At 51.4% G+C, this 23991-nt stretch carries 26 protein-coding genes; 14 read left to right on the forward strand and 12 right to left on the reverse strand.

Annotated features, from left to right (window positions below):
- Window positions 1–3: 3 nt before the first annotated feature.
- Window positions 4–1551, reverse strand: coding sequence for a uroporphyrinogen-III C-methyltransferase (gene cobA / locus ACQ6WK_RS07570; protein WP_432800135.1), 1548 nt, complete (start codon window positions 1549–1551; stop codon window positions 4–6).
- A 157-nt stretch (window positions 1552–1708) separates the two neighbouring features.
- Here cobA and ACQ6WK_RS07575 point away from each other — a divergent pair, with 157 nt between their 5' ends.
- The gene (locus ACQ6WK_RS07575) at window positions 1709–2101 is read left to right on the forward strand and encodes a PilZ domain-containing protein (RefSeq protein ID WP_432800136.1); all 393 of its coding nucleotides are present in this window, start codon (window positions 1709–1711) and stop codon (window positions 2099–2101) included.
- A gap of 178 nt (window positions 2102–2279) precedes the next feature.
- On the opposite strand, the gene ACQ6WK_RS07580 is transcribed toward ACQ6WK_RS07575, so the two are convergent.
- Entirely contained in the window at window positions 2280–2846 is a 567-nt protein-coding gene (locus ACQ6WK_RS07580; RefSeq protein WP_432800137.1) for an HIT family protein, read from the reverse strand.
- Window positions 2847–3063: 217 nt separating this feature from the next.
- On the opposite strand from ACQ6WK_RS07580, the gene mbhE reads away from it, so the two are divergent.
- From mbhE to ACQ6WK_RS07620, 8 genes are all read left to right on the forward strand, one after another.
- A complete protein-coding gene (mbhE, locus tag ACQ6WK_RS07585) occupies window positions 3064–5667 on the forward strand; it encodes a hydrogen gas-evolving membrane-bound hydrogenase subunit E (protein ID WP_432800138.1) in 2604 nt (867 codons plus the stop codon).
- Window positions 5664–6086: an MnhB domain-containing protein gene (locus ACQ6WK_RS07590; protein WP_432800139.1), complete on the forward strand. Its 423-nt coding sequence runs from the start codon at window positions 5664–5666 to the stop codon at window positions 6084–6086. Before mbhE ends, ACQ6WK_RS07590 begins: the two co-directional genes overlap by 4 nt.
- On the forward strand, window positions 6083–6514 hold the full coding sequence (locus ACQ6WK_RS07595; protein ID WP_432800140.1) for a sodium:proton antiporter: 432 nt from the start codon (window positions 6083–6085) through the stop codon (window positions 6512–6514). Before ACQ6WK_RS07590 ends, ACQ6WK_RS07595 begins: the two co-directional genes overlap by 4 nt.
- Window positions 6515–6544: 30 nt before the next feature.
- On the forward strand, window positions 6545–8224 hold the full coding sequence (locus tag ACQ6WK_RS07600) for a proton-conducting transporter transmembrane domain-containing protein (RefSeq protein ID WP_432800141.1): 1680 nt from the start codon (window positions 6545–6547) through the stop codon (window positions 8222–8224).
- On the forward strand, window positions 8221–8745 hold the full coding sequence (locus ACQ6WK_RS07605; RefSeq protein ID WP_432800142.1) for a Na+/H+ antiporter subunit E: 525 nt from the start codon (window positions 8221–8223) through the stop codon (window positions 8743–8745). The genes ACQ6WK_RS07600 and ACQ6WK_RS07605 overlap by 4 nt, the downstream gene beginning before the upstream one ends.
- Entirely contained in the window at window positions 8738–9136 is a 399-nt protein-coding gene (locus ACQ6WK_RS07610; RefSeq protein WP_432800143.1) for a monovalent cation/H+ antiporter complex subunit F, read from the forward strand. The genes ACQ6WK_RS07605 and ACQ6WK_RS07610 overlap by 8 nt, the downstream gene beginning before the upstream one ends.
- Window positions 9133–9582, forward strand: a complete 450-nt coding sequence (gene mnhG, locus ACQ6WK_RS07615; protein WP_432800144.1) for a monovalent cation/H(+) antiporter subunit G — start codon at window positions 9133–9135, stop codon at window positions 9580–9582. Before ACQ6WK_RS07610 ends, mnhG begins: the two co-directional genes overlap by 4 nt.
- Before the next feature lie 81 nt (window positions 9583–9663).
- Window positions 9664–10590, forward strand: a complete 927-nt coding sequence (locus tag ACQ6WK_RS07620) for a hypothetical protein (protein ID WP_432800145.1) — start codon at window positions 9664–9666, stop codon at window positions 10588–10590.
- A gap of 7 nt (window positions 10591–10597) precedes the next feature.
- Here ACQ6WK_RS07620 and ACQ6WK_RS07625 read toward each other — a convergent pair whose 3' ends face one another.
- From ACQ6WK_RS07625 to ACQ6WK_RS07635, 3 genes are all read right to left on the reverse strand, one after another.
- Window positions 10598–11296, reverse strand: coding sequence for a carbohydrate-binding family 9-like protein (locus tag ACQ6WK_RS07625; RefSeq protein WP_432800146.1), 699 nt, complete (start codon window positions 11294–11296; stop codon window positions 10598–10600).
- An 80-nt stretch (window positions 11297–11376) separates the two neighbouring features.
- On the reverse strand, window positions 11377–11943 hold the full coding sequence (locus ACQ6WK_RS07630) for an NADH-quinone oxidoreductase subunit C (RefSeq protein ID WP_432800147.1): 567 nt from the start codon (window positions 11941–11943) through the stop codon (window positions 11377–11379).
- 191 nt (window positions 11944–12134) lie between these two features.
- Window positions 12135–12749: a hypothetical protein gene (locus tag ACQ6WK_RS07635; RefSeq protein ID WP_432800148.1), complete on the reverse strand. Its 615-nt coding sequence runs from the start codon at window positions 12747–12749 to the stop codon at window positions 12135–12137.
- Between the two features lie 59 nt (window positions 12750–12808).
- Between ACQ6WK_RS07635 and ACQ6WK_RS07640 the strand changes: the two genes are divergently transcribed.
- Genes ACQ6WK_RS07640 through nadD form a run of 3 tightly spaced genes read left to right on the forward strand, consistent with a single transcriptional unit; the run spans window position 12809 to window position 15182 of the window.
- Window positions 12809–13807, forward strand: coding sequence for a D-2-hydroxyacid dehydrogenase (locus ACQ6WK_RS07640; protein WP_432800149.1), 999 nt, complete (start codon window positions 12809–12811; stop codon window positions 13805–13807).
- A 4-nt stretch (window positions 13808–13811) separates the two neighbouring features.
- A complete protein-coding gene (locus ACQ6WK_RS07645) occupies window positions 13812–14540 on the forward strand; it encodes a hypothetical protein (protein WP_432800150.1) in 729 nt (242 codons plus the stop codon).
- A gap of 12 nt (window positions 14541–14552) precedes the next feature.
- A complete protein-coding gene (nadD, locus tag ACQ6WK_RS07650; protein WP_432800151.1) occupies window positions 14553–15182 on the forward strand; it encodes a nicotinate (nicotinamide) nucleotide adenylyltransferase in 630 nt (209 codons plus the stop codon).
- A 51-nt stretch (window positions 15183–15233) separates the two neighbouring features.
- Here the strand turns inward: nadD and ACQ6WK_RS07655 are convergent, their stop codons facing one another.
- A complete protein-coding gene (locus ACQ6WK_RS07655; RefSeq protein WP_432800152.1) occupies window positions 15234–16538 on the reverse strand; it encodes a Glu/Leu/Phe/Val family dehydrogenase in 1305 nt (434 codons plus the stop codon).
- 120 nt (window positions 16539–16658) lie between these two features.
- Between ACQ6WK_RS07655 and ACQ6WK_RS07660 the strand changes: the two genes are divergently transcribed.
- Window positions 16659–17027 (forward strand): hypothetical protein, encoded by a 369-nt coding sequence (locus ACQ6WK_RS07660; RefSeq protein WP_432800153.1) that lies wholly within the window; start codon window positions 16659–16661, stop codon window positions 17025–17027.
- A 114-nt stretch (window positions 17028–17141) separates the two neighbouring features.
- Here the strand turns inward: ACQ6WK_RS07660 and ACQ6WK_RS07665 are convergent, their stop codons facing one another.
- Complete coding sequence (locus ACQ6WK_RS07665; RefSeq protein WP_432800154.1) at window positions 17142–18464, reverse strand: homoserine dehydrogenase; 1323 nt, start codon at window positions 18462–18464, stop codon at window positions 17142–17144.
- 137 nt (window positions 18465–18601) lie between these two features.
- Between ACQ6WK_RS07665 and ACQ6WK_RS07670 the strand changes: the two genes are divergently transcribed.
- Window positions 18602–19102: a Fur family transcriptional regulator gene (locus ACQ6WK_RS07670; protein ID WP_432800155.1), complete on the forward strand. Its 501-nt coding sequence runs from the start codon at window positions 18602–18604 to the stop codon at window positions 19100–19102.
- Between the two features lie 82 nt (window positions 19103–19184).
- Here ACQ6WK_RS07670 and ACQ6WK_RS07675 read toward each other — a convergent pair whose 3' ends face one another.
- The 5 genes from ACQ6WK_RS07675 to glgP form a co-directional block, all read right to left on the reverse strand.
- Window positions 19185–19412, reverse strand: a complete 228-nt coding sequence (locus tag ACQ6WK_RS07675) for a hypothetical protein (RefSeq protein ID WP_432800156.1) — start codon at window positions 19410–19412, stop codon at window positions 19185–19187.
- On the reverse strand, window positions 19399–19602 hold the full coding sequence (locus ACQ6WK_RS07680; protein ID WP_432800157.1) for a DNA gyrase inhibitor YacG: 204 nt from the start codon (window positions 19600–19602) through the stop codon (window positions 19399–19401). The genes ACQ6WK_RS07675 and ACQ6WK_RS07680 overlap by 14 nt, the downstream gene beginning before the upstream one ends.
- A 7-nt stretch (window positions 19603–19609) precedes the next feature.
- On the reverse strand, window positions 19610–20152 hold the full coding sequence (gene tsaE / locus ACQ6WK_RS07685) for a tRNA (adenosine(37)-N6)-threonylcarbamoyltransferase complex ATPase subunit type 1 TsaE (RefSeq protein ID WP_432800158.1): 543 nt from the start codon (window positions 20150–20152) through the stop codon (window positions 19610–19612).
- Window positions 20149–21141, reverse strand: a complete 993-nt coding sequence (thiL, locus tag ACQ6WK_RS07690) for a thiamine-phosphate kinase (protein ID WP_432800159.1) — start codon at window positions 21139–21141, stop codon at window positions 20149–20151. The genes tsaE and thiL overlap by 4 nt, the downstream gene beginning before the upstream one ends.
- A 98-nt stretch (window positions 21142–21239) precedes the next feature.
- Entirely contained in the window at window positions 21240–23873 is a 2634-nt protein-coding gene (gene glgP, locus ACQ6WK_RS07695) for an alpha-glucan family phosphorylase (RefSeq protein WP_432800160.1), read from the reverse strand.
- Window positions 23874–23991: the final 118 nt, after the last annotated feature.

Here is a 23991-nt window from a genome sequence, read left to right on the forward strand (position 1 = left end):
TGGCTACCTGTTTTGCGCGGCTTCGACCAGTGCATCAACGAGTCCTTGTATGTTTGAAACCTCTGCTTCGATGGTTGGCGGCGTGCTTAGTTCATCACGAAGGACCGCAGTGGTAATTGGCCCGATGGATGCAATGGCAGTTTGCGATATCAATTGTGACCAATTGTCACCGAGTAAGGTGCACATGTTACGCGCGGTTGAGGCGCTGGTAAAAGTGATCCAATCAGCATCGCCATCAACGATGGCTTGAACCACATCAGTAGGCAATGCTTCAGTTAATTTGGTTTCATACGCTACGATCTCTGTAACCTTTGCCCCAGCCTCATCAAGTAATTCCGGTAATGCAGGCCTGGCGATATCAGCCCTTAAAAGCAGCACTTTTTCGCCTTTAACACCGTGCTTCGTGATCATTTCGCCTGCCAATGATTCGGCCACGTACCGAGTTGGCACAAGGTCTGCGCGCAAGCAAAGTTGTTCTTCCAATGCCTTGGCAGTCGCATCACCAATGGCGGCAATCTTTACGCCGGAGAATTGGCGAGCATCAAGTTGATTGGCATGCAATCGCTCACGCAAAGCATTCACGCCGTTTACGCTGGTAAGTACCAGCCAGTCGTATTGTCCAATCTTTCGCACTGCTTCATCTACTTCGCCCCAATCAAGTGGCGGCACGACCTCAATCGTTGGCGCTTCGATCACATCAGCACCGAGCGCTTCGAGTTTGTCACGTAGCGACGATGCTTGCTGGCGAGTGCGGGTGACGATAATTTTTTGTCCGAAGAGTGGGCGGTCCATAAAGCCGTTTAGGCCTGCTTCATCAATACCAGCGACTTGCCCGATGACGATCATGGACGGCGAGCCGATACCGGTACGTTGGACTTCATCGCAGATGGTTTGGAGGTTGCCGCGGACCATGCGTTGCTTGGGGAGTGTGCCCCATTGAACCAAAGCAATAGGCGTCTCTTCACTCAACCCATGTTTGGTCAGCGTGTCGCAAATCAATTGCAATCGGCCAACGCCCATGTAGAAGCATGCAGTTCCGCCAACTTTGATCATGCCCGCGAGGGATTGGTAGTCGATGGCGGTTTCATCTTTGGTGGGGTCTTCGTGGCCGGTGATGAAGGTGACCGTGCTGGCAATTTTGCGATAGGTGACAGGGATGCCGCCAGCACCAGGAGCAGCGATTCCAGAGGTCACGCCGGGGACAATTTCACAATCGATGCCGTGCTTGGCGAGGTAAATCGCTTCTTCGGCCCCTCTACCAAACAAGTAAGGGTCGCCGCCTTTGAGTCGCACCACTACCCTGCCCGATTGAGCTTTTTCCACAAGTAAGTCATTGATTTGATCCTGAGTGAGGCGATGATTTCCCCCGCGCTTGCTGGCATCAATCCGCTCTACATCGGATCGAATCTTGGTTAGCAGCCGAGGATTTGCTAATGCATCAAAAATCACAACTTCTGCTTTTTTAAGAAGTTGCATCGCTTTTACGGTGATTAAGTCTGGGTCGCCCGGCCCAGCACCTATTAAAAAGACTTTGCAAATTTTTTTACTCATATTTTTTATCACACGTCATAAACCTTGCCGGTTATCAGGTCGATGCCAGTTATATCGCCCCCAGCGGCATGGACTTCCTCGAAGTTTACTCTGAAAAAGAGGTTCGTGGGAGTCGGCTGATGGAATCGGTAAGGCGAACTTTGAGCAGGGACTGCTCATGACAGGAGACCACACGGTGGATAACCAGAGCACATTACGACTTGTGAAGCCTTCAACCGAAGAGCCGGATTCTTATCTGTTTGATCGTCGGCGTGATGAACGTCGTCGAGCAAGCGGCAAAGTCACTGCGGTGTCGGCCATCAATGATGATCCAGATACCAACAAGCGCATCCGATCACTGGAGCTGTTTAACACATCAGATACCGGCGTTGGCGCGATGAGCCATGAGCCGATTGAAATGGGTTCGAGGATTGTGATGTTTTTCCCGCCACACGGCAATGAAAAAGGCTTTGATCTGGTAGGACAAGTGGTTCGTTGTGAATCAAAACACAACCAATATGAAATCGGCATCAAGCTGAAAGCAATGGCGAAACCGATTTCAGCAGCATGATGACTTAGCTCCGCATCTGCAGAAGATGTGAAAGGCTACCACCTAAAGAAAACTGCCGGGGAATTTCCGGGGTCAAATTTTAGGGGCCGAGTCACGTCACGGGATACAAAACGAGGTGTTGCTCTGAATGAGCGGCACCTTTTTTGTGCACGCAAATAATGTGTTTCTCTGGGTGTGATTAAGATCGATCTTCGCCGAGCAGTTTTTGTACCGCGTCGCAGAGTAATTTGTAACTATCATCAAGCGCCTGCGGGATCACGCGGATCTGCCCGACAATTTGCATGAAATTAGCATCGCCATGCCAACGGGGGACAATATGCATGTGGGCATGGCCAGGCACACCAGCGCCAGCGCAGCGTCCGATATTCATGCCAATATTTACGCCCTGTGCATTCATAGCCAGCTTGACCGCCTGCCCCGCGAGATTGGTCATTTCCATCATCTCTGCTCGCTGCTCGATAGTCATGTCGCAAGTATCCGGAACATGGTTATGTGGTGCGATCATCATATGCCCGTTGGTGTACGGATATCGGTTCATCATAAGCACACAGTCTTTTCCACGGAGGATGACGAGTTGATCAAGTCGCTGTTGGTCAGTAAGTTCATGGCTGGCTGCATCGCAAAGAAAGCAGCCTGACTGGAGATGAGAAGAGGCCTTTGAATCGTGAGGCTGTTCACGATCATTGTCATCAAGCCCTTTGATGTAGGAGATGCGCCAAGGTGCCCAAAGGTTTTGATTGCTCATTCTCATAGGTTAACGTCAGTGGTGTTCAGGGCAATATTAGGAATTCATGCGTCCACATAAAATCGACGCGCGCGATACAGATACATCTGTTTTGTGCGGGCAGGTCCGAGTATAGATGCGCATAAATTCAGGGTTGACCCGTGTTTAACCGATGTATGGGTTGTCACAGCCGGTATCACGCCGGCCCGGATGGTGTCACCTTGTGGACGAGTTTCTCATGAGCATGGCGATTTCATTAGCGTCGTTATCTGTGCCTGATCCCCACACAGCGCAAGCTGCAGTGGACTCAGCAACTTCCGGTTCGTCTTGGCGGACTTGGATGCTGCTTATTGCGGTGTTCGCACCGCTGGTCACCGGTCTTATAACATTGTTTTATCCGAGGAAATGGACCACGCTGCGAGTGCTCACCGCACTAGCTGGGATGGGAATTGCGTTTGGTCTGATTCTGTATCACGTTCATTTGAATGGCTTGCAAAGCATCGACGGCGCCAGCGGCCCGGTTGCTTCGCTCCCGTGGATGGACAACCTGCATTTGAACCTGGCATTCCTGACCGATGGCCTGGGCGTGTTCTTTGCGCTGTTGGTTTCAGGTGTCGGCATGTTGATCGTGCTGTATGCGCGTGGTTACTTTGGCCCAGCCCAAAATGATCTCTACCGCTTCTATCCCACGCTCGGTTTCTTTGCCACTGCGATGATCGGGGTAGTGCTTGCAGATTACATGCTGCTTACACTGCTCTTCTGGGAACTCACCTCGATCAGCTCGTTCCTGTTGATTGGTTGGGATCGCTACGACAAACATGCGGTCAAGCTGGGCATGCAAGCCTTTGTCACCACCGGCATGGGCGGCATGGGCCTCTTCGGCGGCATCCTGCTGTTTGGTTCCTTCACCGATGTCTGGACGTGGACGCAGTTCGTCAACTTCGCCGAATGGTGGCAACCGGAATATGCCTCATTTGCGATCAACAACGTCGTGCTGTGGGCGTTCCTGCTCATGTTCTTCGGTGCAGCGACTAAAAGTGCCCAGTTCCCGTGGCAATACTGGTTGCCGGGCGCGATGGCGGCACCAACGCCGGTCAGTGCGTTCTTGCATTCTGCGACGATGGTCAAGGCCGGTGTATTCCTGACGGGACGATTGTTGCCGGTGTTTGGCTCGATGGTAGTCATCGAACACGGTCACGAAGTGGTGAAAACAGGACTTGATATCTGGCCATGGCTGGTAATCATTCTCGGTGCATTCACCATGGTGCTAGGCGCACTGCTTTCCATTAATCAGCATGACCTCAAACGCATGTTTGCTTACACAACCGTCAGCCAACTCGGTCTTCTCATGACCATGTATGGCCTCGGCGGTATTGTTGTCGACATCGACGGCCACATCTTCCGCAATATCGACTTCGACATCACGCAGATCGCAAACCATGCTTTCTATAAAGCTCCGCTCTTTATGATTGCCGGTGCATTAGGACATGTGCTTTCCCGTGACATCACCAAGCTCGGCGGAGCGATCAAGAAGCATCCTGCGATGTGTATCACGATCATCCTCGCGGGATATGGTCTTGCGGCCGGCCCCGGTACGATCAGCTTCCAAGCCAAAGAACTGTTCCTCTATGCGATCTACCACATGGAGCCAATCGTTGGTAAATGGTGGATGGTGCTCATGGCTGCTGCGATTATCACCGCAACTTGTAATGTCGCTATCTTCCTACGACTCACGACCACCCTGCTCGGCTTGCCTGGCGGGATGAAAGATAAATCACCTGAAGTGCATCACGATGATCATCATCACGACCATGAACATGGGTTCTGGCCAATCATGATGTGGTTGCCCGCACTCGTGTTGGTAAGCTTCCAATACATCGGTGGTTTCTCACCCAGTACGTGGCTGTCGTTCTTTGGTGATCTCGAATACTACAACATGAACTACTTCGGGGTTCACTATGCAGATCAAGGCGCGATCCCAACATTCTGGTATGCATTTTCACATCCCGGCGTGCCATTGTATTGCTCATTGATCGCGATTGGTTGCGGCATTCTGCTCGCGTTTTCACCGATCTTCCGCGGCGTGGTTACCGATATTTGCGACCGTATTTACCCTGCGATTTACTGGCTTGCGGTCACAGGTGGCGGCAAGGCTTTCCGCGTTGTGCAGACCGGCAATATGCGTCACTACACGGTCTTCGTGCTGTTGGCGTTCCTTGTATCGTTTTTCTCCGTGGTGTTCTGCGATTCAGATATGTATGAACCGGTCATGCGTCTGTGGCCGACGATCACAGAATACATGCCCGGCGTCTTCCTCGGTGCAATCATCTGCGCATCATCATTGACATTGCCATTGGTCTCGCACCGCATCATCCGCATTCTGATGCTCGGCTCTTGCGGCTTTACCGTCGTGGCCATGTATCTGGTTTATCAGGCACCCGACCTTGCACTCACGCAACTTATGTTTGAGATCATCTCCGTGGTGCTGTTTGTGCTGGTGCTTCGCTTGTTGCCGCGTGATGAAGCGATGTATCGTCCTGGCCGATTATGGCGTGCGATCATCGGCGGCCTCACCGGCATCGCGTTTGGCTGGATGACCCTCATCGCGGCGGGTGTTGAGCTGCCGATCCGTCTTGGCGAATTCTTCCCGCTCAATACCTACGAAGCTGTTCAGGAAAATATCTTCAACAGCGGTCGCGGCGGCGGCGGGTTCAACATCGTTAACGTCATCCTCGTGGACTTCCGTGGGTTTGATACCCTCGGCGAGATCACCGTGCTCGCACTGGCTGCAATCGGCGTCTGGTCGCTGTTGCCGAGTCGAAGGAGTCGCAAAACACTATGACATCACTCATTCTTAAAACAGCGATGCGCTTGATTTTGCCGCTCACGATGCTTTTTGCGGCATACATGACACTGCGCGGCCACAATGAACCCGGCGGTGGATTCGTCGGCGGACTCGTGGCAGCCGTCTCACTGGCGCTTTACCGAATGACCTACGGCGTGGACAGCTTCGATACGCTCCTCCCCTTCCACCCACGCTATCTGGTGTTTGTCGGGTTAGCACTGGCGTTCCTGACCGCGATCTTCCCGATGATCCTCGGGCAGCCGCTTTTGACATCATACGAACACTATATCCCGCTCGGCTTCGGGCAAAAGATCCACTTTGTCTCGGCGTTCTTCTTTGACGGCGGCGTTTTGCTGGTCGTCATCGGCGCTTCGATCGGGATGATTGATCGCATCAGCAGGGAGGTCGAACGATGACATTCGTTTTAGCAATTTGTGTGGCGGTAACTTTTGGCGTGAGCATCTACATGATGCTCGGCCGCGAGCTTCTCGGGCTGGCGATCGGTGTCTTTCTACTCGGCCATGCGGCAAACCTCAGCATCCTCACGATGAGCGGTTCACCCGTGATCGGCCACGAGCAAATGTCCCAAACACCGGAGTTCAAAGCTCCGCCCGTCTTGCCAAACGCAGAGCAGGCGCATGAATGGGTTGCCAATAACACCAATCCCCTTCAAAACATGGTCGATCCGCTCCCACAGGCTTTGATCCTGACCGCGATCGTCATCGGCTTTGCCGTTATGGGTTTCCTGCTGACACTCATCGTGACAACCTCACGGAAAGCCAAAACCTTGGACGTCAACGAGCTGGCGAAGATGGATTTGCCAACACCTTCCCAGGCACACTAACCGGCCGTTAACCGTAGTGAGATTTTCAACATGACTCCGAACAACTTGATCATCCTCTTTTGCGTGATCCCGCTGGCGGCGGGCTTGATCAGCGTCCCGCTGGTTGGCAAAGTCATCGCCAGTCGCGTGATCGGCACGATCAGCTTCACGGCCACGTTCTGCCTCGCCGTCTACTGGCTGATCAAAGGCTTTAACGCCGACGCCATCTACACCGCGCAAATGGGCTCATGGGGTGCCCCCTTCGGCATCACCATCGTTTTCGATAACCTCTCGGGCTTGCTGCTGGCGACCGCATCCGCCGTCGCCCTCGCATCTTACATCCACTCCTACGCCACAAACGCTGGCCACATTGAACGCGGCTACTTTCATCCACTCATCCAACTCCTCATGTTCGGCGTGAATCTTTCCTTTCTCACCGGCGACCTCTTCAACCTCTTCGTCGCTTTTGAGATCATGCTCATGGCGTCCTACGCCCTGCTCACGATCGGAGGCTCCGCCAAGCAGCTTAAACAAGCCTACAAGTACGTTCTGCTCAACCTGCTCGCCTCATCAGTCTTTGTCATCGCAGCGGGTCTTGCCTACGGCATGCTTGGCACGCTCAACATGGCAGACATGGCGCTCATCGTTCAAACAAGACTCAATGAAGGTGAAGGCCTGCCCACCGGATTCACCGCACTGGCGATCCTGCTGCTGCTTGTCTTCGGGCTCAAGGGCGCGTTCTTCCCGCTTTGGTTCTGGTTGCCAGACACTTATTACACCGTCCCAATCTCCATCGCGGGCCTCTTTGGTGGCATGCTCACCAAGGTTGGCGTCTATGCCGTGGTTAGAACCTTCCCGCTGATCTTCGCACAAGAATCACTTCTCGGCTCCAACTCGCAAACACGCACTGTTATCCTTGCGATCATCGCGGTCAGCGCCGCGTTCACCATGTTCCTCGGCGTTCTCGGTGCGGTATCGCAACATGAAGTTCGGCGAATCCTTTCCATTCACGTCATCTCGCAGGTTGGCTACATGGTTTTCGGCCTCGCCATCATGACCGGACACGCACTTGCGGGCTGCATTTTCTACATGATCCAACATATGGTCGTGAAGTGCTCGCTCTTCCTTTGCTGCGGCATCATGGAAAAACACGCAGGCTCAGATGATCTCGACAAACTCGGTGGCCTACTCCGTCGTGATGTCTGGCTTGGTGTACTCTTCTTCATTGCCGCGATGTCACTTGTCGGATTGCCGCCGCTTTCTGGTTTCTTTGGCAAAATGGTCATTGTGCAGGAAGGTTGGACCAACGAGCTTTGGTGGCTCTCGATCATTGGTCTCGCCACCGGCGCACTAACCCTGCTCTCCATGCTGAAAATTTGGTCTTACGGCTTTTGGAATCCAAAGCCAGACAAATACCCTGAAGCGGCTGATGTACAGCGTGTCAAAGAAACATCCGTCAGCGGCTACGTCGGCATTACGATGCTGGTGGTATTGGCGTTGTTCCTCGGTTTTACCGCAGGGCCAATCTACAAATTCGCCGACCGTGCAGGTGATCAACTGGTCAATCCAGATCGCTATATCCAAGCGGTCCTTCATCCAGATCGGATCGAACAAGTCAAGCGAGCCTACAGCTTCCAAGCAAAAACCGAAGCAATTTCACGCCGACCCCAAGCTTCTCTACAGTTAACCAACCATCCGGCTCAACATAACGCCATGGAGGTGCTGCCATGATCATTGGCCTCTTCATAATGAACATGTTGCTTGCGGCCATCTGGCTTGCACTCAGCGGACGAACCGACTTTCTTGATATCATCATCGGCATGTTCATTGGCGCCTTTGTCCTAGGCGTGTACACACGCGTCCTCGGCAAAGACAACTACATTTGGCAAATCTACCGTCTGCTACGTTTTACGGTTTACTTCTTCAAGATCCTTGTGAAGGTCAATTTCCAAGTCGCTTGGGAAGTCATCACCCCTGGCTACCACATGTCCCCGCGGATCATTAAGTATCCCGTCGAAGGCATGACCGACGCGCAGATCACCACGCTGGCAAACTCGATCACGCTCACACCCGGCACGCTCAGTGCCGACGTAGACGATGACGACCCCAGCGGCAAATGCCTCTACATCCACTGCATGTATGCCAAGGATCGTCAGGAAGCGATCGATGATATCGACGAACTAAAAACCCGTATGCTCTGGGAAGTCTTCGGCATCCCGGAACACGAACAACCGGGAGCAGATCATGAATAATCTGATACTGGCTGCTGCCGCGACAACCGATGAACATGCACCCGCCGTGACGGCTAAAGCATACGACATGGTCAACCCGTTCAGCATCGAATTGCTCAACGTCGTATTGTGGTGCGGCACCCTGTCACTGGTCATCGGCATCGTCATGTGCCTCATCCGCATCTGGCGTGGGCCACATCATGCCGACCGTGTACTCGCAGCCGATACGCTTTCCTTACAAGTCGTCGGGCTGGTCGTGATTTTGACGATATCTCTCCGGCAGGACCTGTTCTTTGACGCTGTACTTGCCGTTGCCATTCTTGGCTTCGCCAGCACCATCGCGTTCTCTCAGTACATCGGTGCACGTGCTCAGGAGAAAATCGACAGACTGAATAAGGAGGCTGGGCAATGATTGACGCAACCTTGATCTTGGCTGCCGCCACTGAAAATGCACACGGCCCAGTTACAACAGGCAATGGTGAACTGGACTCCATGACCTACATGCTCGTGTCACTACGTGAGTTTGGCTCGATCTTTTTTCTTGTCGCAGGGCTGTTCTTCATGTTCGTCGGCGCGCTCGGTGTGTTTCGCTTGCCTGACGTGTTTCACCGTATGCATGCTTCCAGCAAATGCTCCACGCTCGGATTACTTGGGCTTATGTTGGCTGTCATCTTCAACGTTGGCACCATCGCCATTATCACCAAAGCGACTCTCACCATCGTCTTTGCGTTCGCAGCGATCCCCGTCGGCTCACATCTGCTCGCAAAAGCTTCACTCAAGGACGGCGCTCCAAAGTGGCGCGGCACGATTGACGATGAATGGCACAAATCCAAGACTGCACAAAACGACATGGATTAGCCTTCTACACTAAAACTGAATCAATGACCGATACACAAGACTGGCCTCAGCCGGTCTTTTTTCGTTATCAAGGCAACCCACATGACACGCTATCAACAAAAAGCACAGCGATTGAAATGGGTGATACTCGTTGCAGGATCAATCAGTTTTCTTACCGGGCTGTTTTGGACGCTCGGTCCGTATTTTAATATGGGTAAGTTCCTTGGTGTGGAATGGATCACCGGCACATACATGACACCTATTTCGCCGATCATGTCGACGTTTTTTGGTGTTACAAATCCTCTGCACCTGCCGGACTGGGCACCCTACCTCCTCTACAGCTTCGACCTGCTTCTCTTCTGGGGTCTCTTTCTGCTTCTACAATGGTGTTTCCTCCAGCCTGGCAAGCGATGGGCTGTGCGGCAAGCCAAATGGGGACGTCCACTCAAAAAAGCCATCTGGACTGCTGCGTTTATGTCCATGCTCATCAGTGCCGGTATCCTCTTTGCTCTTTTCGATGCCACAGGCATCTTCCCAGTCATCTTCAAATTTACACCCGATGGCGATCCGCAATACTGGTTCTACATGCTTATCTGCTGGTGCATCATGCTTACCATCTGGTTTATCTGGGCATGGATCTTCTTCCGCTACTGGAAAGATGGCGATCATGTCACACAAATGGGCCGCATAGTGCGTGGCCTGATCGCTGGGACCATCCTCGAAACTTTCATCGGCACTGCCGTCTTTATTTGGAATCCGCAAAAAGAAGATTGCTACTGTGCCCGTGGTTCATATTTCTCACTCATCTTCGGTGGCACTGTTTTACTTTGGTGCTTCGGCCCCGGTCTCGTTCTACTCTTCATGCGCGAGAAGTACCGTCGCTACCGCACAAATGTGGCAGGCCATCCGCTCTGCGCCAATTGCAACTACGATCTCTCTGGCTCTATCACCGCAAATAAAACCGCCTGCCCTGAATGCGGATGTGAAATGCCAAAATCCCCTGACGGTTACGACCCACACACTGATTGAATCTCGCTCACACAAATCGGATTTCGCCAAATTTGTCCGGCTGATGAAAATCTAATTTCTCTCCCACATCCGACCACATCCCCCAATGAGGATGTGAACTATGATCCGCACATTTATAAAAATTACCTCGCCATGTCACGCCGTTACCCGGCTTCTGCGAGCCAAGCTTACCCACATATGCCTCGAACAGTTTGTAAGGTACAAAATATTCCACCTGCCAAACCGTCGGTTCTACCATCTCCGGATTAATCACTTTCGGAAGCGAATGATAGATTTTCATTTCATCTAACCATTGATTAGTTACAGGTATCTGCTCCTGCCGCGGGATCGTGACGTAATATAGTAATAACGTTCCACCACAGCTTAATTCAAAATTAAAATATCCATTCGTATATCGTCCTTCGCCATCTACTTCACACGGTATCGGTTGTACAAAAAATTCCGCACAACTATCTTGGCATACCATCTGCTGATGCTCCGTTTTCTGTGCAAGCACATATTGATCTTGTACGCGGAAATGCAGATAAATGCCGCAATCGCCATACAGCATCTTTGCCTGTACATGCGGATGGTGATCCGAACTTTCTTTATGATACTGGTCAATATTTGCGGGCAAAACACCTCCCCATACAGGGCCGTTCCAATCTCCCAATAGCTCTGGTTGAACTACTGCTTGATGAACCTCATAAACCTGTAATTTACTCATTGAACAATCCTTGCTAACTGTTGAATGAAAAAACCGATCACACAAAGGCGATCGGCTCATTGATTTCACTGATAACTTGTTTAGGCTGTATCTCGATCCACGACGTTGAACTGCTCGCGTTCACCACGACCGGTTGTTGGATAATCTTTTCGTAGTGGATGGCCTGGGTAATCTTCCCAAAGCAGGATGCGACGCAGATCCGGATGCCCATCAAAGCGAATGCCGTACATGTCGAATACTTCACGCTCCATCCACTCAGCTCCTGGCCACACATCGCATACAGATTGCACGTGCAATGCGGGGTCATCCTCAATGCCTTTTGTATCCAACGTCGGGTCCAGAAAAATTTTCACAAACAAACGCAGGTTCTGTGATGTGCTGCACAAGTTGTAAACCACCCCAAACCGACCTGTTGGACCACCCTGATTGTTTTTAGGATAGTTCAAGTAATCTGCTGCCGTGATGTGCGAAATAAAATCATACTGACACTCGTTGTTGTCCCTCAAGAAAGAGAGGATTGCATGAGCGTCCTTGTTTTCAACAACAAGCGTAGTTTCGTCTCGGAACTCGGTGGCAAATAATTTCACATCCGGAAAGTTGTTTTTTACAACATGCAGCGTTGGGTGATCAAGTGTTGGTTTTGTCATGTGACATTTCCATATTTCGTCTGCCGAAGCAGTCGTATGCCTGTGTCATGTTTCTGATCCCAAATCATATTGGGCTCGGAGATTTAATCTTCCGGAGACTATGGCTTCCGGGAGTGAGGTAAATTGTAGGGTATCCTGCCGAGTTGCCAAGTTTTCACAATCCTACCCGCCAAACGACGCTCTACACTCACTTATACACCCTCAATCCGATCGACCATCGCCTTCGCCAGCCCGTCCCAATCGTCCGCAACCCCCGGCCACTCATATGCCATCACATCCGCCAGCGTAATCACATCCCGATCCTCCAAAAGCTGTTTCAGCGTTTTAAGCTGCTCTGCCAACCCTGCGATGTGTTCAATGGCCGTACCATTACCCGTTTTCACATCGTCAAGATTCATGTTCACCAAACCTGAAATCTTGCCGACCGCCTCCTGAATCGCTAGCCAACCACTGATGCACTCCCCGATGCGTTCAAGTGCCGGAGCCGGTTGATCCTGTTGCAAATTCTCAGCCGCCTGCTCCTGCCACTGTTTGATCTCTGCAAGTTGCCCGCGCACCTGCCCCAGTACCAACACCGCAAGATTCGCTGGGTTCGCCGTAATCAGCCGCACTGAGTGCCCATCAACAGACTTGCTCATCGTAGCCGCCAGATCATCCCCCTGAAGCACCTGCGCATCCCACTCTACCTCCACCACAATCCGTCCGTCATCTGCCAAATGCTCTCGCGCGGATTCAACCACCTCACTCAGCGTGCTGCCCGAAAGTGCGACCGGTACATCATCTATGATTACATTCATACGCAGCATGATAAAGTTTCTTCAGCTAAACTACCAATACGGCACATTCAACCCACGGAGTCATACCCATGTCAATCAAGATAGTGGTGTTAGACGGCTTTACTCTCACGCCCAACAATCCTGAAACTACGGTTCGCGAAACCGATCCACAATGGGCTGCCATTGCAGAGTTGGGTAATCTCACTGTATATCCTCGAACCAAATCCGAGGACATCATCGCACGCTGCCAAGAGGCCCAGATCGTTTTAACCAACAAGGTCGTACTAGGCCAAAAAGAAATAACCGCTCTGCCTGACCTCAAATACATTAGTGTCCTTGCAACTGGCACCAACGTAGTCGATCTCGCAGCCGCTGCTAAGGCCGGGATCAAAGTTTCCAATGTACCTGCTTACTCTACTGATTCGGTCGCACAGCACGTTTTTGCGCTCACCCTCGAACTTATGGTTCACACGGCATCCCACGGTGTAGCTGTCCATCAAGGCGCATGGCAGAACGCTGATGATTTCTGCTTCACCGTGCAGCCCACTGTCGAACTCGCTGGCAAAACGCTCGGCATCATCGGCCTCGGCGCCATCGGCAAACAAGTCGCCCGCATAGGCCACGCCTTTGGCATGAATATCGCAGCCCTCGAACGTCCCTCTTCTGTCAATTTCAACATGCACGGCATCAACATCGACTTTATGCCCATAGATCAACTTCTCGCTACTGCCGATATCCTCACGCTCCACTGCCCACTCACTGATGCCACCCACCACATGATGAACGAATCCGCTTTCCAACAGATGAAAAAGACCGCCGTGCTCATCAACACTGGCCGCGGCCCGCTCATCGACGAACCCGCTCTTGCGCAAGCACTCAAAGCAGGCGAGATCGCGGGGGCTGGCCTTGATGTTCTTTCAACAGAGCCGCCTGCCTCTGATAATCCCCTCATCAAAGCTCCGCGATGCATCATCACCCCGCATATCGCATGGGCTACCTGTGAAGCTCGTCACCGCCTCATGGATACTACCACAGATAACATCAAAGCTTATCTTGCAGGCTCCCCTATCAATGTGGTGAATGGATAACTTCATGCACGTACTCATCCTTGCCGCCATGCTCAATGAACTTGCGCCTACGCTGAAGCAACTTGGCATTCAGCGCAATGCACTTTCTCAAATGCATCACCTGCATAACCTCAATGCTACCGCGGAAATCATCGGTATTGGCCACAAACGTGTCATTGAATCACTACCCAACCTTCTCAAAGTGCATTGCCCAGACATCATTCTACTGCTCGGCGTCTCCGGTGGCCTTGACCCCGCACTCACTGGCGGCGAAGTTATGATCGCAAATAAACTCACCGATGCCAGCGGCCACACGATTGACCTCAAATACGACCCCTTCGTTCAATACGCCATTGAGCACACCAATCTTCCTCACAATGCACATTTCTTCATGGCAAATGAAATCATCGCCACGCCTGCACAAAAACAATTCAAACACCAGCAAACCGGCGCGCATGCAGTTGATATGGAATCCTATGAAGTCGCGCAGCTCGCACAACAATTCGGCCTCCCCTGCATCATCATGCGCGGTATCTCCGACGGCCCTAACGACACGCTCATCAAAGCATCACTTACATGGATCAAACCGGACGGCAAACTCAATTTCGGAAAAATAGCATCATATATCCTTACACATCCTCACCACATCCCTCGACTAATGAAAGCCGGAAAAATGTTCGGTCGCTCTACTCAAACCATGGCTGCTATGACTGATACGATGCTAAAAAAACTCGGTGATAACAGCGGAAAGTAGTACAATAGGCTTATGGATTTATCAGCCTATCAAAACATTGTCGTGTTTGGTGGTTCGTTCGACCCACCGCATGTGGGTCACGTCAAACTGCCGCAGCTTGTTCGGGAAAAGCTTGTCGCTGATCTCGTTTTATATATACCTGCAGGACGCGCGCCACATAAACTGAATCAAGTTCAAACGTCTGCAGAGCATCGCCTTTCAATGCTTGAACTGGCGCTTGCCGACCAGCCCCACACTATGATCAGCGATATCGAAATTGATCGCGCAAAATCCGGCCAACCCTCCTATACCGTTGACACACTCGAAGAAATCCATAAACACCTTGCTCCAGGTGCGCAGCTTCGCCTACTTATCGGTGCCGACCAATTACTCATCTTCGAAAGTTGGCACCGCCCTGAGCGTATCATCGAACTTGCTGAACCTGTTGTGATGGTCCGCCCACCCGAAACCAAACATTCTTTAATAGCCACCATGCCCGAAGCACGTGCTGATATCTGGGCAACCTGGCTTCTAGAGTTACCTCAGATCAACGTTAGTTCTTCTGAAATCCGAAGTGCGATCGAATCCGGTGCAGATCAGTTTGATGAAGTTCCTCCTGCTGTCATGGACTACATAAAAAAACACCACCTGTATGGCAGGTGATGTTTGAAATGATTCCAGATTTCTCTCTCCTGATCTTATCCCTATCTCCGATCAAGGGAAAATACCTCGTATTTTGTAGACTTTATCGATCTGATCGAGGGCTGCACAGTATGCTGCGGTTCGCATGTCGCATTCATAACGGTGCGCCGCCAACTTCACACGCTGTGCTGCTGCATACATATGCCGGCGCAGATTCTTGTCCACGGTTTCCTCATCCCAGCTTTCTGCCTGGCGGTTCTGTCGCCATTCAAAATAGCTTACCGTCACACCGCCCGAGTTACATAAAATAGCTGGCAAGATAGAAATCCCACGATCCTTCAAGATCCGTTCGCCTGGGGGCGTTGTCGGCGCGTTCGCCGCTTCCGCCACAACCTTACAGTTAACCATCTCCGCTTTTCGCGCGTCGATCATCTGTTCCAATGCCGCTGGGACCATCAAATCAACTCGCGTTTTGTAGAACTCATCCTCGGTCATCTCATCGGCAGCTTCATAACCGCCCACACCACCCATTTCATCAACATGCGCCGCCAGCTTGACTGGATCAATTCCCTTCTCGTTGATGATTGCACCGGTATGATCAATGACACACTTCAAAACCGATTGATGTGGGGTCAGTAGCCGTGCGACCCATGAACCAACATTACCGTAACCGACCAAACTGTAGGTCATACCATTCAGATCGATTCCCATCTCCGGGAGCAACTCTTCCAAAATATAAACCACACCCTGACCTGTCGCCTTCTCTCTTCCCTGCGAGCCGCCAAACTCTACCGGCTTGCCCGTCACCACTGCCTGCCCCGTCCAGCGTGTCGTTGCTGGGCTCATGTTCACATACGTATCCGCGATCCATGCCATGATCTGTGCACCCGTCCCAACGTCAGGTGCAGGAATATCATAATCTGGCCCAATATTGTCGCCCATCGCACTGGTAAACCGCCGCGACACGCGCATCAACTCATCTTGCGACAAGCTTCTCGGATCAACCTGCACCCCGCCCTTCGCACCACCCAACGGCAACCGCACTAGCGAGTTCTTCATCGTCATCAATACTGCTAATGATTTCACATGATCCAGGCTCACTCCAGCATGAAATCGCAAACCGCCTTTGTACGGCCCCAAAATATTATTGTGTTGAACTCGATACCCCTTGAATAGCTTGTATTCGCCCGAATCAAGCTGCACCGGAAAATGCATGATGATCTCATTCTTTGGCTGTGCCAGAATTAACTGCAAATGCCGTGGCAGATCCATCGTCTGGCACGCATGAAGCACATCGCCAATGACTTGCTGGTAAAGATCAGAAGGGTCGTAACGAAAACCAAGCTCGGTTAGCACATTCTCTGGAAGGTCGGCCACGCATCATCTCCGATCATCTCAATGAATCTTTCGATTGTTACAGCCTCATGCCTGCACAATAACTTCCTCCATGATCCGTCCTCCTAAACAACATTATCGTCAATCCGGTATGATAACATCATGCTTATCTATTGCTGTAACGACCTGATTTTCGCGACCAAGATCCGTTCCACCGCGGACGCGCTCGACGTTGTGACCCGACCTGTACGCAATACGGACATGCTACGCGCCCGCCTTGATCAGATCGAGGACGGCAAGCCGAATGATCCCGTTACTGCTTTTTTTCTTGATTTAGACACTGGTGACGCGGGTCTCCAGATGCTTGACCTGATCAAATCGCACTCGCCTTCGATCCCAGTAACAGCATTTGGCTCTCATGTTGCTGCTGAATTACTGCAAGAAGCCAAGGCTCGCGGTGCGGATTTCGTCATGCCACGCTCCGCCTTTACCGCTACCTTGCCCGATCTGATTTCACGCTGCAAAGACTGATAATCTTTTGCTGAAGCAAACTTCTCGGACGTGATTTACGCGGAAACACATCAACAAAAACAGCCCAGACAATTAACCGTCAGGGCTGCTGTTTTATTCATCTGATAATAGAACTTACTTCGGTATATCCGCAATCCGAATCTGAACTACATTACCATCAATCTCCGACAACGCCTCGATCTGTTTGATCGCAGCATCCAAATCGCCCTGCCGCGCATCGTGCGTCGTCACCACGATTGGCGTGAACTCTCCTTCATCACTTTCATGCTGCATCACCGCCGAGATACTAATATCCTTCTCACCCAAATAGGTTGTTACCTTCGCAATCACGCCCGGCACATCCAGAGCATCAAACCGCAAGTAGAACCGTGACCGCTGATCCTCTTTCGACACCAGCTTCACAGGTTCATGCTTGTCCGTCCAGATATTCATCTTCGCAAACGCATCGCCATACCAACCGCTCGCAATGTTCATCACATCACTCACCACCGCGCTCGCCGTCGGGAATCGTCCCGCTCCCGCGCCGTAATACATCGTGTGACCTACTGCATGCCCAACAATGCTCACCGCATTCATCGGCCCGCTTACACTCGCAATGATCTCATCCACATGTACAAAGCACGGCTGTACACTCACGCTCACTCCGCCGCCCATTTCCTTCTGTTCTGCAATGCCAAGCAGTTTGATGTCATAACCTAATTCTGCGGCAAACTGCACATCCTTCAGATCCAGTCCATCAATCCCGTGATGCGCCACTTGGTCATCGGTCACCTGCACGCCAAACGCTAGCGATGCCATGATCGCCAGCTTGTGCGCGGTATCACCACCTGTCACATCCAATGTCGGATCAGCTTCCGCATAACCAAGCTCTTGTGCTTCCGCGAGTGCATCACTGTACGTCTTACCCTTCTGTGTCATCTCCGTCAGAATATAGTTGCACGTACCGTTCAGAATACCGTACATCCCGCTGATTTGATTCGCCATCAGGCCGAACTGCATTGCTGTAATACACGGAATCCCGCCGCCGCATGATGCTTCAAACCCGATGCTCACACCGTTTGCTCTCGCAAGCCCAAACAGTTCAATGCCGTGTTTCGCCAGCAGCGCCTTGTTCGCCGTTACAACATGCTTGCCCGCTTCCAGCGCCTTTTTTACAAATGTGTAGGCTACACCCGTACCACCACACACCTCGATCAGCACATCAATCCCCTCGGCATTCCAGAATGCCTCCCCATCATCTGTCAGTACCCCATTTGGCAAGATGGCTTGATCTTTTTCAGGAACCTCAGCCACATCCAAGACAAGAATCTTGCGCAGCTCGACCGCTTTACCCACGCGCTTGCCGTAGGTTGCCGCTTCCTTTACCAAAAGCTCTGCCACCCCGCCACCGACGGTGCCCATGCCAATCATTCCGATACCGATTGCTTCTGCGCTCACTGTTTTGACTCCTTAACCTTGAAAACAGGCCCTGCAAGATACCAATCCTCTCCCCGCATGACCAATTCTCACCCTCCAGCCACCCCTTAAGAAAACATCAACTATACGCACCGCCCTCCACGGGCTAAAATACAGTCATGATGACCAACTCCCAACCATCTCCTGCAGACAATGATATTGTTCTCCCCGTCTGTGCCATTTTTCGTCGTTTCCTCAAGAAGCAAGGGCTCAAGTTCACCACTGAACGTGCCATGATCCTCGACGCCGTCCTCGCCAAGCAGGAGGTCTTCGAAGCTGATCAATTGCTTGCCGAAATGCGTGACGCCGACCACCGTGTCTCCAAGGCCACAATCTACCGCACCCTCAAACATCTCCTCGAATCCAAGATCATTACCGAAGTCCTCATCGACTCTCGCCAAGCTCACTACCGCACCACTTTTGGTCGCGAACCCAAGGGCCACCTCGTCTGCATGGAAACCAATCAGATCATCGAGTTCCCCACCAACGAACTTTCAGCTATTGCCGACAAGATCGCCCGTGAGAACGGTTTCGAGCCCGTCTCCCACCGCTTCGTCATCTATGGTGTCTCCCCCGAGGCGCAAAAGCAAGCTCAAGCCGAAGAAGCTGACGAAGAATAATTTCCTCCCCCATAAGTTTCCTTTTCAATATTTCACGACCACACACAAGCCCACACGTTCAACGTGTGGGATCATTCATCATTCAAAAGATTTGCCCGACAATCTCGGCATTTGGATTAAAGATCGCCTCAGTGAACTTACCAAAGACATCCTCATCGCCACCAAAGACAAGGCCACTAACTTGTTTGATTCTGTCAAGAACACCGTCAAAAAGAAGGCGACATCCCTTAAAGAGGGATTCAAAAACTGGCGCAATAAAAGACGAAATAAGATCAGAGTGATTATCTGGACAATAATCACTCCCCCTCATCCAAATCACTTTCCTCAATTGATCGGCTAATCACATAGCTTTCATCTCGCCATTTCGCCAAATCAATCGTCCTGCAACGCTCACTGCAAAACGGAAATGACCGGTTTGCTTCTTCTGTTTGTTTTTCACACACTGGGCACTTCCGTGTCAATCCATGCTGCTTTTGACGGTTGTTTTTTTTATCGCTCATCAGCATCTCACTTCACATGTTCACAGTAGACTTCATCTAAAACAGCTTGTTTCGCAGTGCTTTCAAGCCGCACATCCCATGCCTCGGATAAACCGGTGATCTGAATTTGCCGCCCATCATTTGCATGCTGGATATTCACGTGCAATGTATCATCAGGCAAAAAGCTTTCTAGCATATTTGCCCATTCGATTGCCACCACCGCACCCTCACGAATTTCGTTCCCCTCTTCGTCCCATCCAATACTTGCAAGATCCCTCGCACTCTCCAAGCGGTACGCATCAATATGCACCAACACCAAGCTTTCTTCACCATCACAATCTTCTTGTTCGTATTCTTGCATAACAACAAACGTTGGGCTACTGACCACTTCACCACGGATACCAAGCCCTTCTGCAAGTCCACGGACAAATTGGGTTTTACCTGCACCAAGATCACCGATCAAACCGATGATCTCACCCTCGCGCATGATGCTCCCAATCAGCCTGCCAAGGGCAACGGTTTGTCCAACTGAGTTGGACGTTGCGGTAAGAATATTCTTTCTGCGGGTCAAGATCCGTGCTCCCAGCCAAGGCCTGCCAGATCGACAAGCTTGCTATTTTCAAGATGTAGCATAATAGCGGGTGCATGATCCGCTTCAACTATCTGGCCGATGCGCGTGACTTTGACGCCAAAATAATCCGTTACCCCTTCTCCCCAAGCATCAATGTTTCCTGTAAAAAGCAGTTCATAATCCTCACCATCTCCGACGGCATGCTCCCATACGGATTTGCCAGAGTGCTTGGCCGCAATCTGAGCAGCTTTACCAATCGGTAGCCAATTCTCGCCAAGCTCTGCGGCACACTTATTCATCCGCACGATATGTGACAAATCTTTTGCCAAGCCATCAGAAAGATCGATCATAGCAGTGGGTCTACGGCCACCCTGCTCCGCAGTTGTTTCTTTTGCAAGCTGCACGCCCACTTTAAGCCGCGGCTGGAAATCAAGATGCTTTACGAAATTCTCACATGAACCCTCATCACACAACGACATAACTGCCATTGCCCCGCCAAGTTCATCGGTAACATAGATCCCGTCTCCCGGCTGAGCACCTAAGCGTTGAATAGGTGCACCGCATCCTTTCGCCATTTGTGCCAACACCGTCACAGACAAACTCATAGCTCCGTCCCATACACTGACATCGCCACCGAAAACCGGACAACGATATATCTCACCGGTTTCGCGCACTGCATAGAGCAATTGCTCTGCGTCATCCTGCGACATTGATCTTGGCAGGTTTGCCGCACACACAGCGCCAACAGGTTCTGCGCCCATGGCTGCAACATCAGACAGATTCCGTGTGATCACTTTTCGCCCTGCTTTGCTGAGGCCGCACTGAGCAATATCGACATGCACACCATCTACGACTTGATCGACAGCTATGAGAAGTTCATCGCCACCAATTCTGATACTGCCCATGTCATCACCAGGACCAATCATGATTGGATCAGCCATGTTTTGCCCATCTGCAATGATGTCTGCAAGTAGATCAAATTCTCTCATTACTATATTTTACACGGTTTGCCTGCGCGCTTCTTCCCATGAAAAAACCCCCACACATGGTGGAGGCTGTGATCGATGGTCTGATTGTCGCAGGTAGCTTAATGCTTGACCGCTTCGACTGTGCTGCTTTTGGTTTCAGTTTGCTTGCGATAAAGACCCGGATTTTCCCATTGGATCATTCCTGGGATGCACATACCGTCAAAATGATCGCCGCCGGGCAGAACGCGGATCGCGTAACCAAATCGGCCGCTGGTGTTGGCTTTGATCTCACCGGTAAAGCGGTGCTTGCCATTACCAAGGTCGTCAGCATAAGTCATGTCAAATGCGTCACCGGTCAGCAGCTCACCATCATTGCCGACTTGCCCGCTGTAAATCTGCACACGAACTTCGTCGGGCTTAAGCTCACCAAGATTCACAACACTTTCAACACCGAGTGCATCACGAACGCCGATGGGCATTTCTGTCGAAGCTTCTACCTTCTCAACGTTGATCTTGCTCCAGTTCTCACGTAGACGATAGCCTTGATGTGTGTAGGAGATCGCTTCCTGCATATCTTCGCCACCAAGAGCGCGTGTACGGTGAAGGGCGGGCAAGTAAAGCTTCTCAGTATACTCCTGTACTTGGCGGTTCGTGTTGAACATTGGTGCGAGTTGCGAGATGCAACGCTTCATCTTCTTGATCCAGTTGCGCGGTACGCCGTGGTCATCACGGTCATAGAACAACGGAATAATCTCGTTTTCAAGAAGGTCATACAGCGAACGGCTTTCAATATCATCTGCAACTTCAGGGTTCGCATACTCTTCGCCTCGACCAATCGCCCAGCCAAGATCAGATTGATACGCTTCATCCCACCAGCCATCGAGAATCGAACAATTTAGAACACCGTTTAGAGCCGCTTTCATACCGCTGGTACCGGAGGCTTCCATTCCACGACGCGGATTGTTCAACCAGATATCGCAGCCTTGAACCAAGTAACGCGCCACGTGCATGTCATAATTTTCGAGGAAAACGATGCGGTGACCGACGTTTGATTCGCGTGCGAACTGCACTAGCTGGCGAATAAGATCTTTGCCGCCGCCATCAGCTGGATGGCTCTTACCTGCGATGAGAATCTGTACAGGACGTTCAGAATCACGCAACAGTTTCAAGAGGCGTTCAGCGTCACGCAAAATTAGATTGCCACGTTTGTAGGTCGCAAAACGGCGAGCAAAACCGATGGTTAGGTTCTTGGCGCTAAGACCGTCGCAAACTTCGCGGATATGCTCTTCATTTGCGCCACGCATCTTCATCTGCTTACGCAGTTTTCGCCTTGCCCATAGGATCAATCGTTGGCGACGCGTTTCATGAACATCCCAAAGCTCTTCATCAGGTACCTCTTCGATAGCACTCCACACACTATGATCCGCGCTGTCATTTTGCCAGCGTGAACCGAGATAGCGATCAAGTAGATTGATCAACTCACCAGACAGCCATGTACGAGCATGCACACCATTGGTCACATGCGTAATCGGTACTTCATGTCGTGGAACATGCGGCCAAATATTGTGCCACATATCGCGGCTAACAACGCCGTGCAGCTTACTCACACCGTTTGCCCAATCGCTGGTACGGATCGCCAGTACCGCCATTGAGAAGAACTCGTTTTTGTTGTAGACATTTTCACGTCCAAGCGCGAGTAGCCCTTCCATATCAAGCTTGATCTCGCCAATGTAATCCTTGAAGTAACGCTTGATCATATCCGCAGGAAAGCGGTCGATGCCGGCAGGTACAGGTGTATGTGTTGTAAAGACATTGTTGGCGCGAGCAAGGCTGCGTGCTTCGTCAAAGGACACGCCATGCTCGTGGATAAGTTCACGGATACGCTCGAGTGCGAGGAAGGCGCTGTGTCCTTCGTTCATGTGACAAACTTCAGGACTGATGCCCACGGCTTGCAAAGCGCGGACGCCGCCAATACCGAGGACGATCTCCTGCTTTATGCGCATCTCCATGTCGCCTCCATAAAGCTGCCCGGTGATCCCGCGATCCGCGGGATCGTTCTCTGGCAGATTCGTATCAAGCAAGTGCAATGTGATACGACCAACCTCGACCTTCCAGATCGCAATCGTCAGTTCACGTCCGGCAAGATTGACCGTCACTTTTTTCTGTGAGCCATCTTCATTGCGTACACGGCTTACCGGCAAGTTAGCAAAGTCTAAGTCCGGCAGATATTCCTGCTGCCAACCGTCTGCGTTTAGATATTGTTGGAAGTAGCCATGGCGATACAAGAAACCAACAGCCGTTAAAGGCAGGCCGAGTTCGCTTGCACTCTTAAGGTGGTCACCCGCAAGAATGCCGAGGCCGCCGCTATAAATCTGCAAGCATTCGGTGAGCCCGAACTCTGAACAGAAGTAGGCAACTTTGAAATCACCGGGCTTGTGTTCTGTACGATCCAACCAAGGCGTACGCTTCATGTGGCGTTCAAAATTATCCAACACCCGGCTCAAGGAATTGAGATAGCCTTCGTCCTTGGCCATGGTTTCAAGCGTTTGCTGCGGAAGCATACCCAGCATTTTTACCGGGTTATGATTCGTTTGCTGCCACAACTCGCGGTCCAGACGGATAAACAGATCCACCGCTTCGGGATGCCAACTCCACCACAAATTGTTTGCAATTTTTAGTAGCGGCTCGAGCGCCTTCGGCAATGAGGGAACCACTTTGAACGATCGAATACGTGCCAGATCCGGACTTAACATGCTTTTCACCCTGTCTCAATGATGTTTGCGCTAGTTTGCCTCAATGGTTCTGCGCCCCGTGATAGATGAATCATACCCCGCTTTGCGGTTTCGGGGTTACTTGCCTACCCATCGTGTC

The organism is Poriferisphaera sp. WC338, from assembly GCF_050931845.1.
Classification (GTDB): domain Bacteria; phylum Planctomycetota; class Phycisphaerae; order Phycisphaerales; family Phycisphaeraceae; genus Poriferisphaera.

Excerpts from the sequence above, each read along its gene's own strand:
- cobA (WP_432800135.1), bottom strand. The coding sequence starts at position 1,551 with ATGAGTAAAAAAATTTGCAAAGTCTTTTTAATAGGTGCTGGGCCGGGC.
- ACQ6WK_RS07575 (WP_432800136.1), top strand. The coding sequence starts at position 1,709 with ATGACAGGAGACCACACGGTGGATAACCAGAGCACATTACGACTTGTG.
- ACQ6WK_RS07580 (WP_432800137.1), bottom strand. The coding sequence starts at position 2,846 with ATGAGCAATCAAAACCTTTGGGCACCTTGGCGCATCTCCTACATCAAA.
- mbhE (WP_432800138.1), top strand. The coding sequence starts at position 3,064 with ATGAGCATGGCGATTTCATTAGCGTCGTTATCTGTGCCTGATCCCCAC.
- ACQ6WK_RS07590 (WP_432800139.1), top strand. The coding sequence starts at position 5,664 with ATGACATCACTCATTCTTAAAACAGCGATGCGCTTGATTTTGCCGCTC.
- ACQ6WK_RS07595 (WP_432800140.1), top strand. The coding sequence starts at position 6,083 with ATGACATTCGTTTTAGCAATTTGTGTGGCGGTAACTTTTGGCGTGAGC.
- ACQ6WK_RS07600 (WP_432800141.1), top strand. The coding sequence starts at position 6,545 with ATGACTCCGAACAACTTGATCATCCTCTTTTGCGTGATCCCGCTGGCG.
- ACQ6WK_RS07605 (WP_432800142.1), top strand. The coding sequence starts at position 8,221 with ATGATCATTGGCCTCTTCATAATGAACATGTTGCTTGCGGCCATCTGG.
- ACQ6WK_RS07610 (WP_432800143.1), top strand. The coding sequence starts at position 8,738 with ATGAATAATCTGATACTGGCTGCTGCCGCGACAACCGATGAACATGCA.
- mnhG (WP_432800144.1), top strand. The coding sequence starts at position 9,133 with ATGATTGACGCAACCTTGATCTTGGCTGCCGCCACTGAAAATGCACAC.
- ACQ6WK_RS07620 (WP_432800145.1), top strand. The coding sequence starts at position 9,664 with ATGACACGCTATCAACAAAAAGCACAGCGATTGAAATGGGTGATACTC.
- ACQ6WK_RS07625 (WP_432800146.1), bottom strand. The coding sequence starts at position 11,296 with ATGAGTAAATTACAGGTTTATGAGGTTCATCAAGCAGTAGTTCAACCA.
- ACQ6WK_RS07630 (WP_432800147.1), bottom strand. The coding sequence starts at position 11,943 with ATGACAAAACCAACACTTGATCACCCAACGCTGCATGTTGTAAAAAAC.
- ACQ6WK_RS07635 (WP_432800148.1), bottom strand. The coding sequence starts at position 12,749 with ATGCTGCGTATGAATGTAATCATAGATGATGTACCGGTCGCACTTTCG.
- ACQ6WK_RS07640 (WP_432800149.1), top strand. The coding sequence starts at position 12,809 with ATGTCAATCAAGATAGTGGTGTTAGACGGCTTTACTCTCACGCCCAAC.
- ACQ6WK_RS07645 (WP_432800150.1), top strand. The coding sequence starts at position 13,812 with ATGCACGTACTCATCCTTGCCGCCATGCTCAATGAACTTGCGCCTACG.
- nadD (WP_432800151.1), top strand. The coding sequence starts at position 14,553 with ATGGATTTATCAGCCTATCAAAACATTGTCGTGTTTGGTGGTTCGTTC.
- ACQ6WK_RS07660 (WP_432800153.1), top strand. The coding sequence starts at position 16,659 with ATGCTTATCTATTGCTGTAACGACCTGATTTTCGCGACCAAGATCCGT.
- ACQ6WK_RS07670 (WP_432800155.1), top strand. The coding sequence starts at position 18,602 with ATGATGACCAACTCCCAACCATCTCCTGCAGACAATGATATTGTTCTC.
- ACQ6WK_RS07675 (WP_432800156.1), bottom strand. The coding sequence starts at position 19,412 with ATGAGGGGGAGTGATTATTGTCCAGATAATCACTCTGATCTTATTTCG.
- ACQ6WK_RS07680 (WP_432800157.1), bottom strand. The coding sequence starts at position 19,602 with ATGAGCGATAAAAAAAACAACCGTCAAAAGCAGCATGGATTGACACGG.
- thiL (WP_432800159.1), bottom strand. The coding sequence starts at position 21,141 with ATGAGAGAATTTGATCTACTTGCAGACATCATTGCAGATGGGCAAAAC.
- glgP (WP_432800160.1), bottom strand. The coding sequence starts at position 23,873 with ATGTTAAGTCCGGATCTGGCACGTATTCGATCGTTCAAAGTGGTTCCC.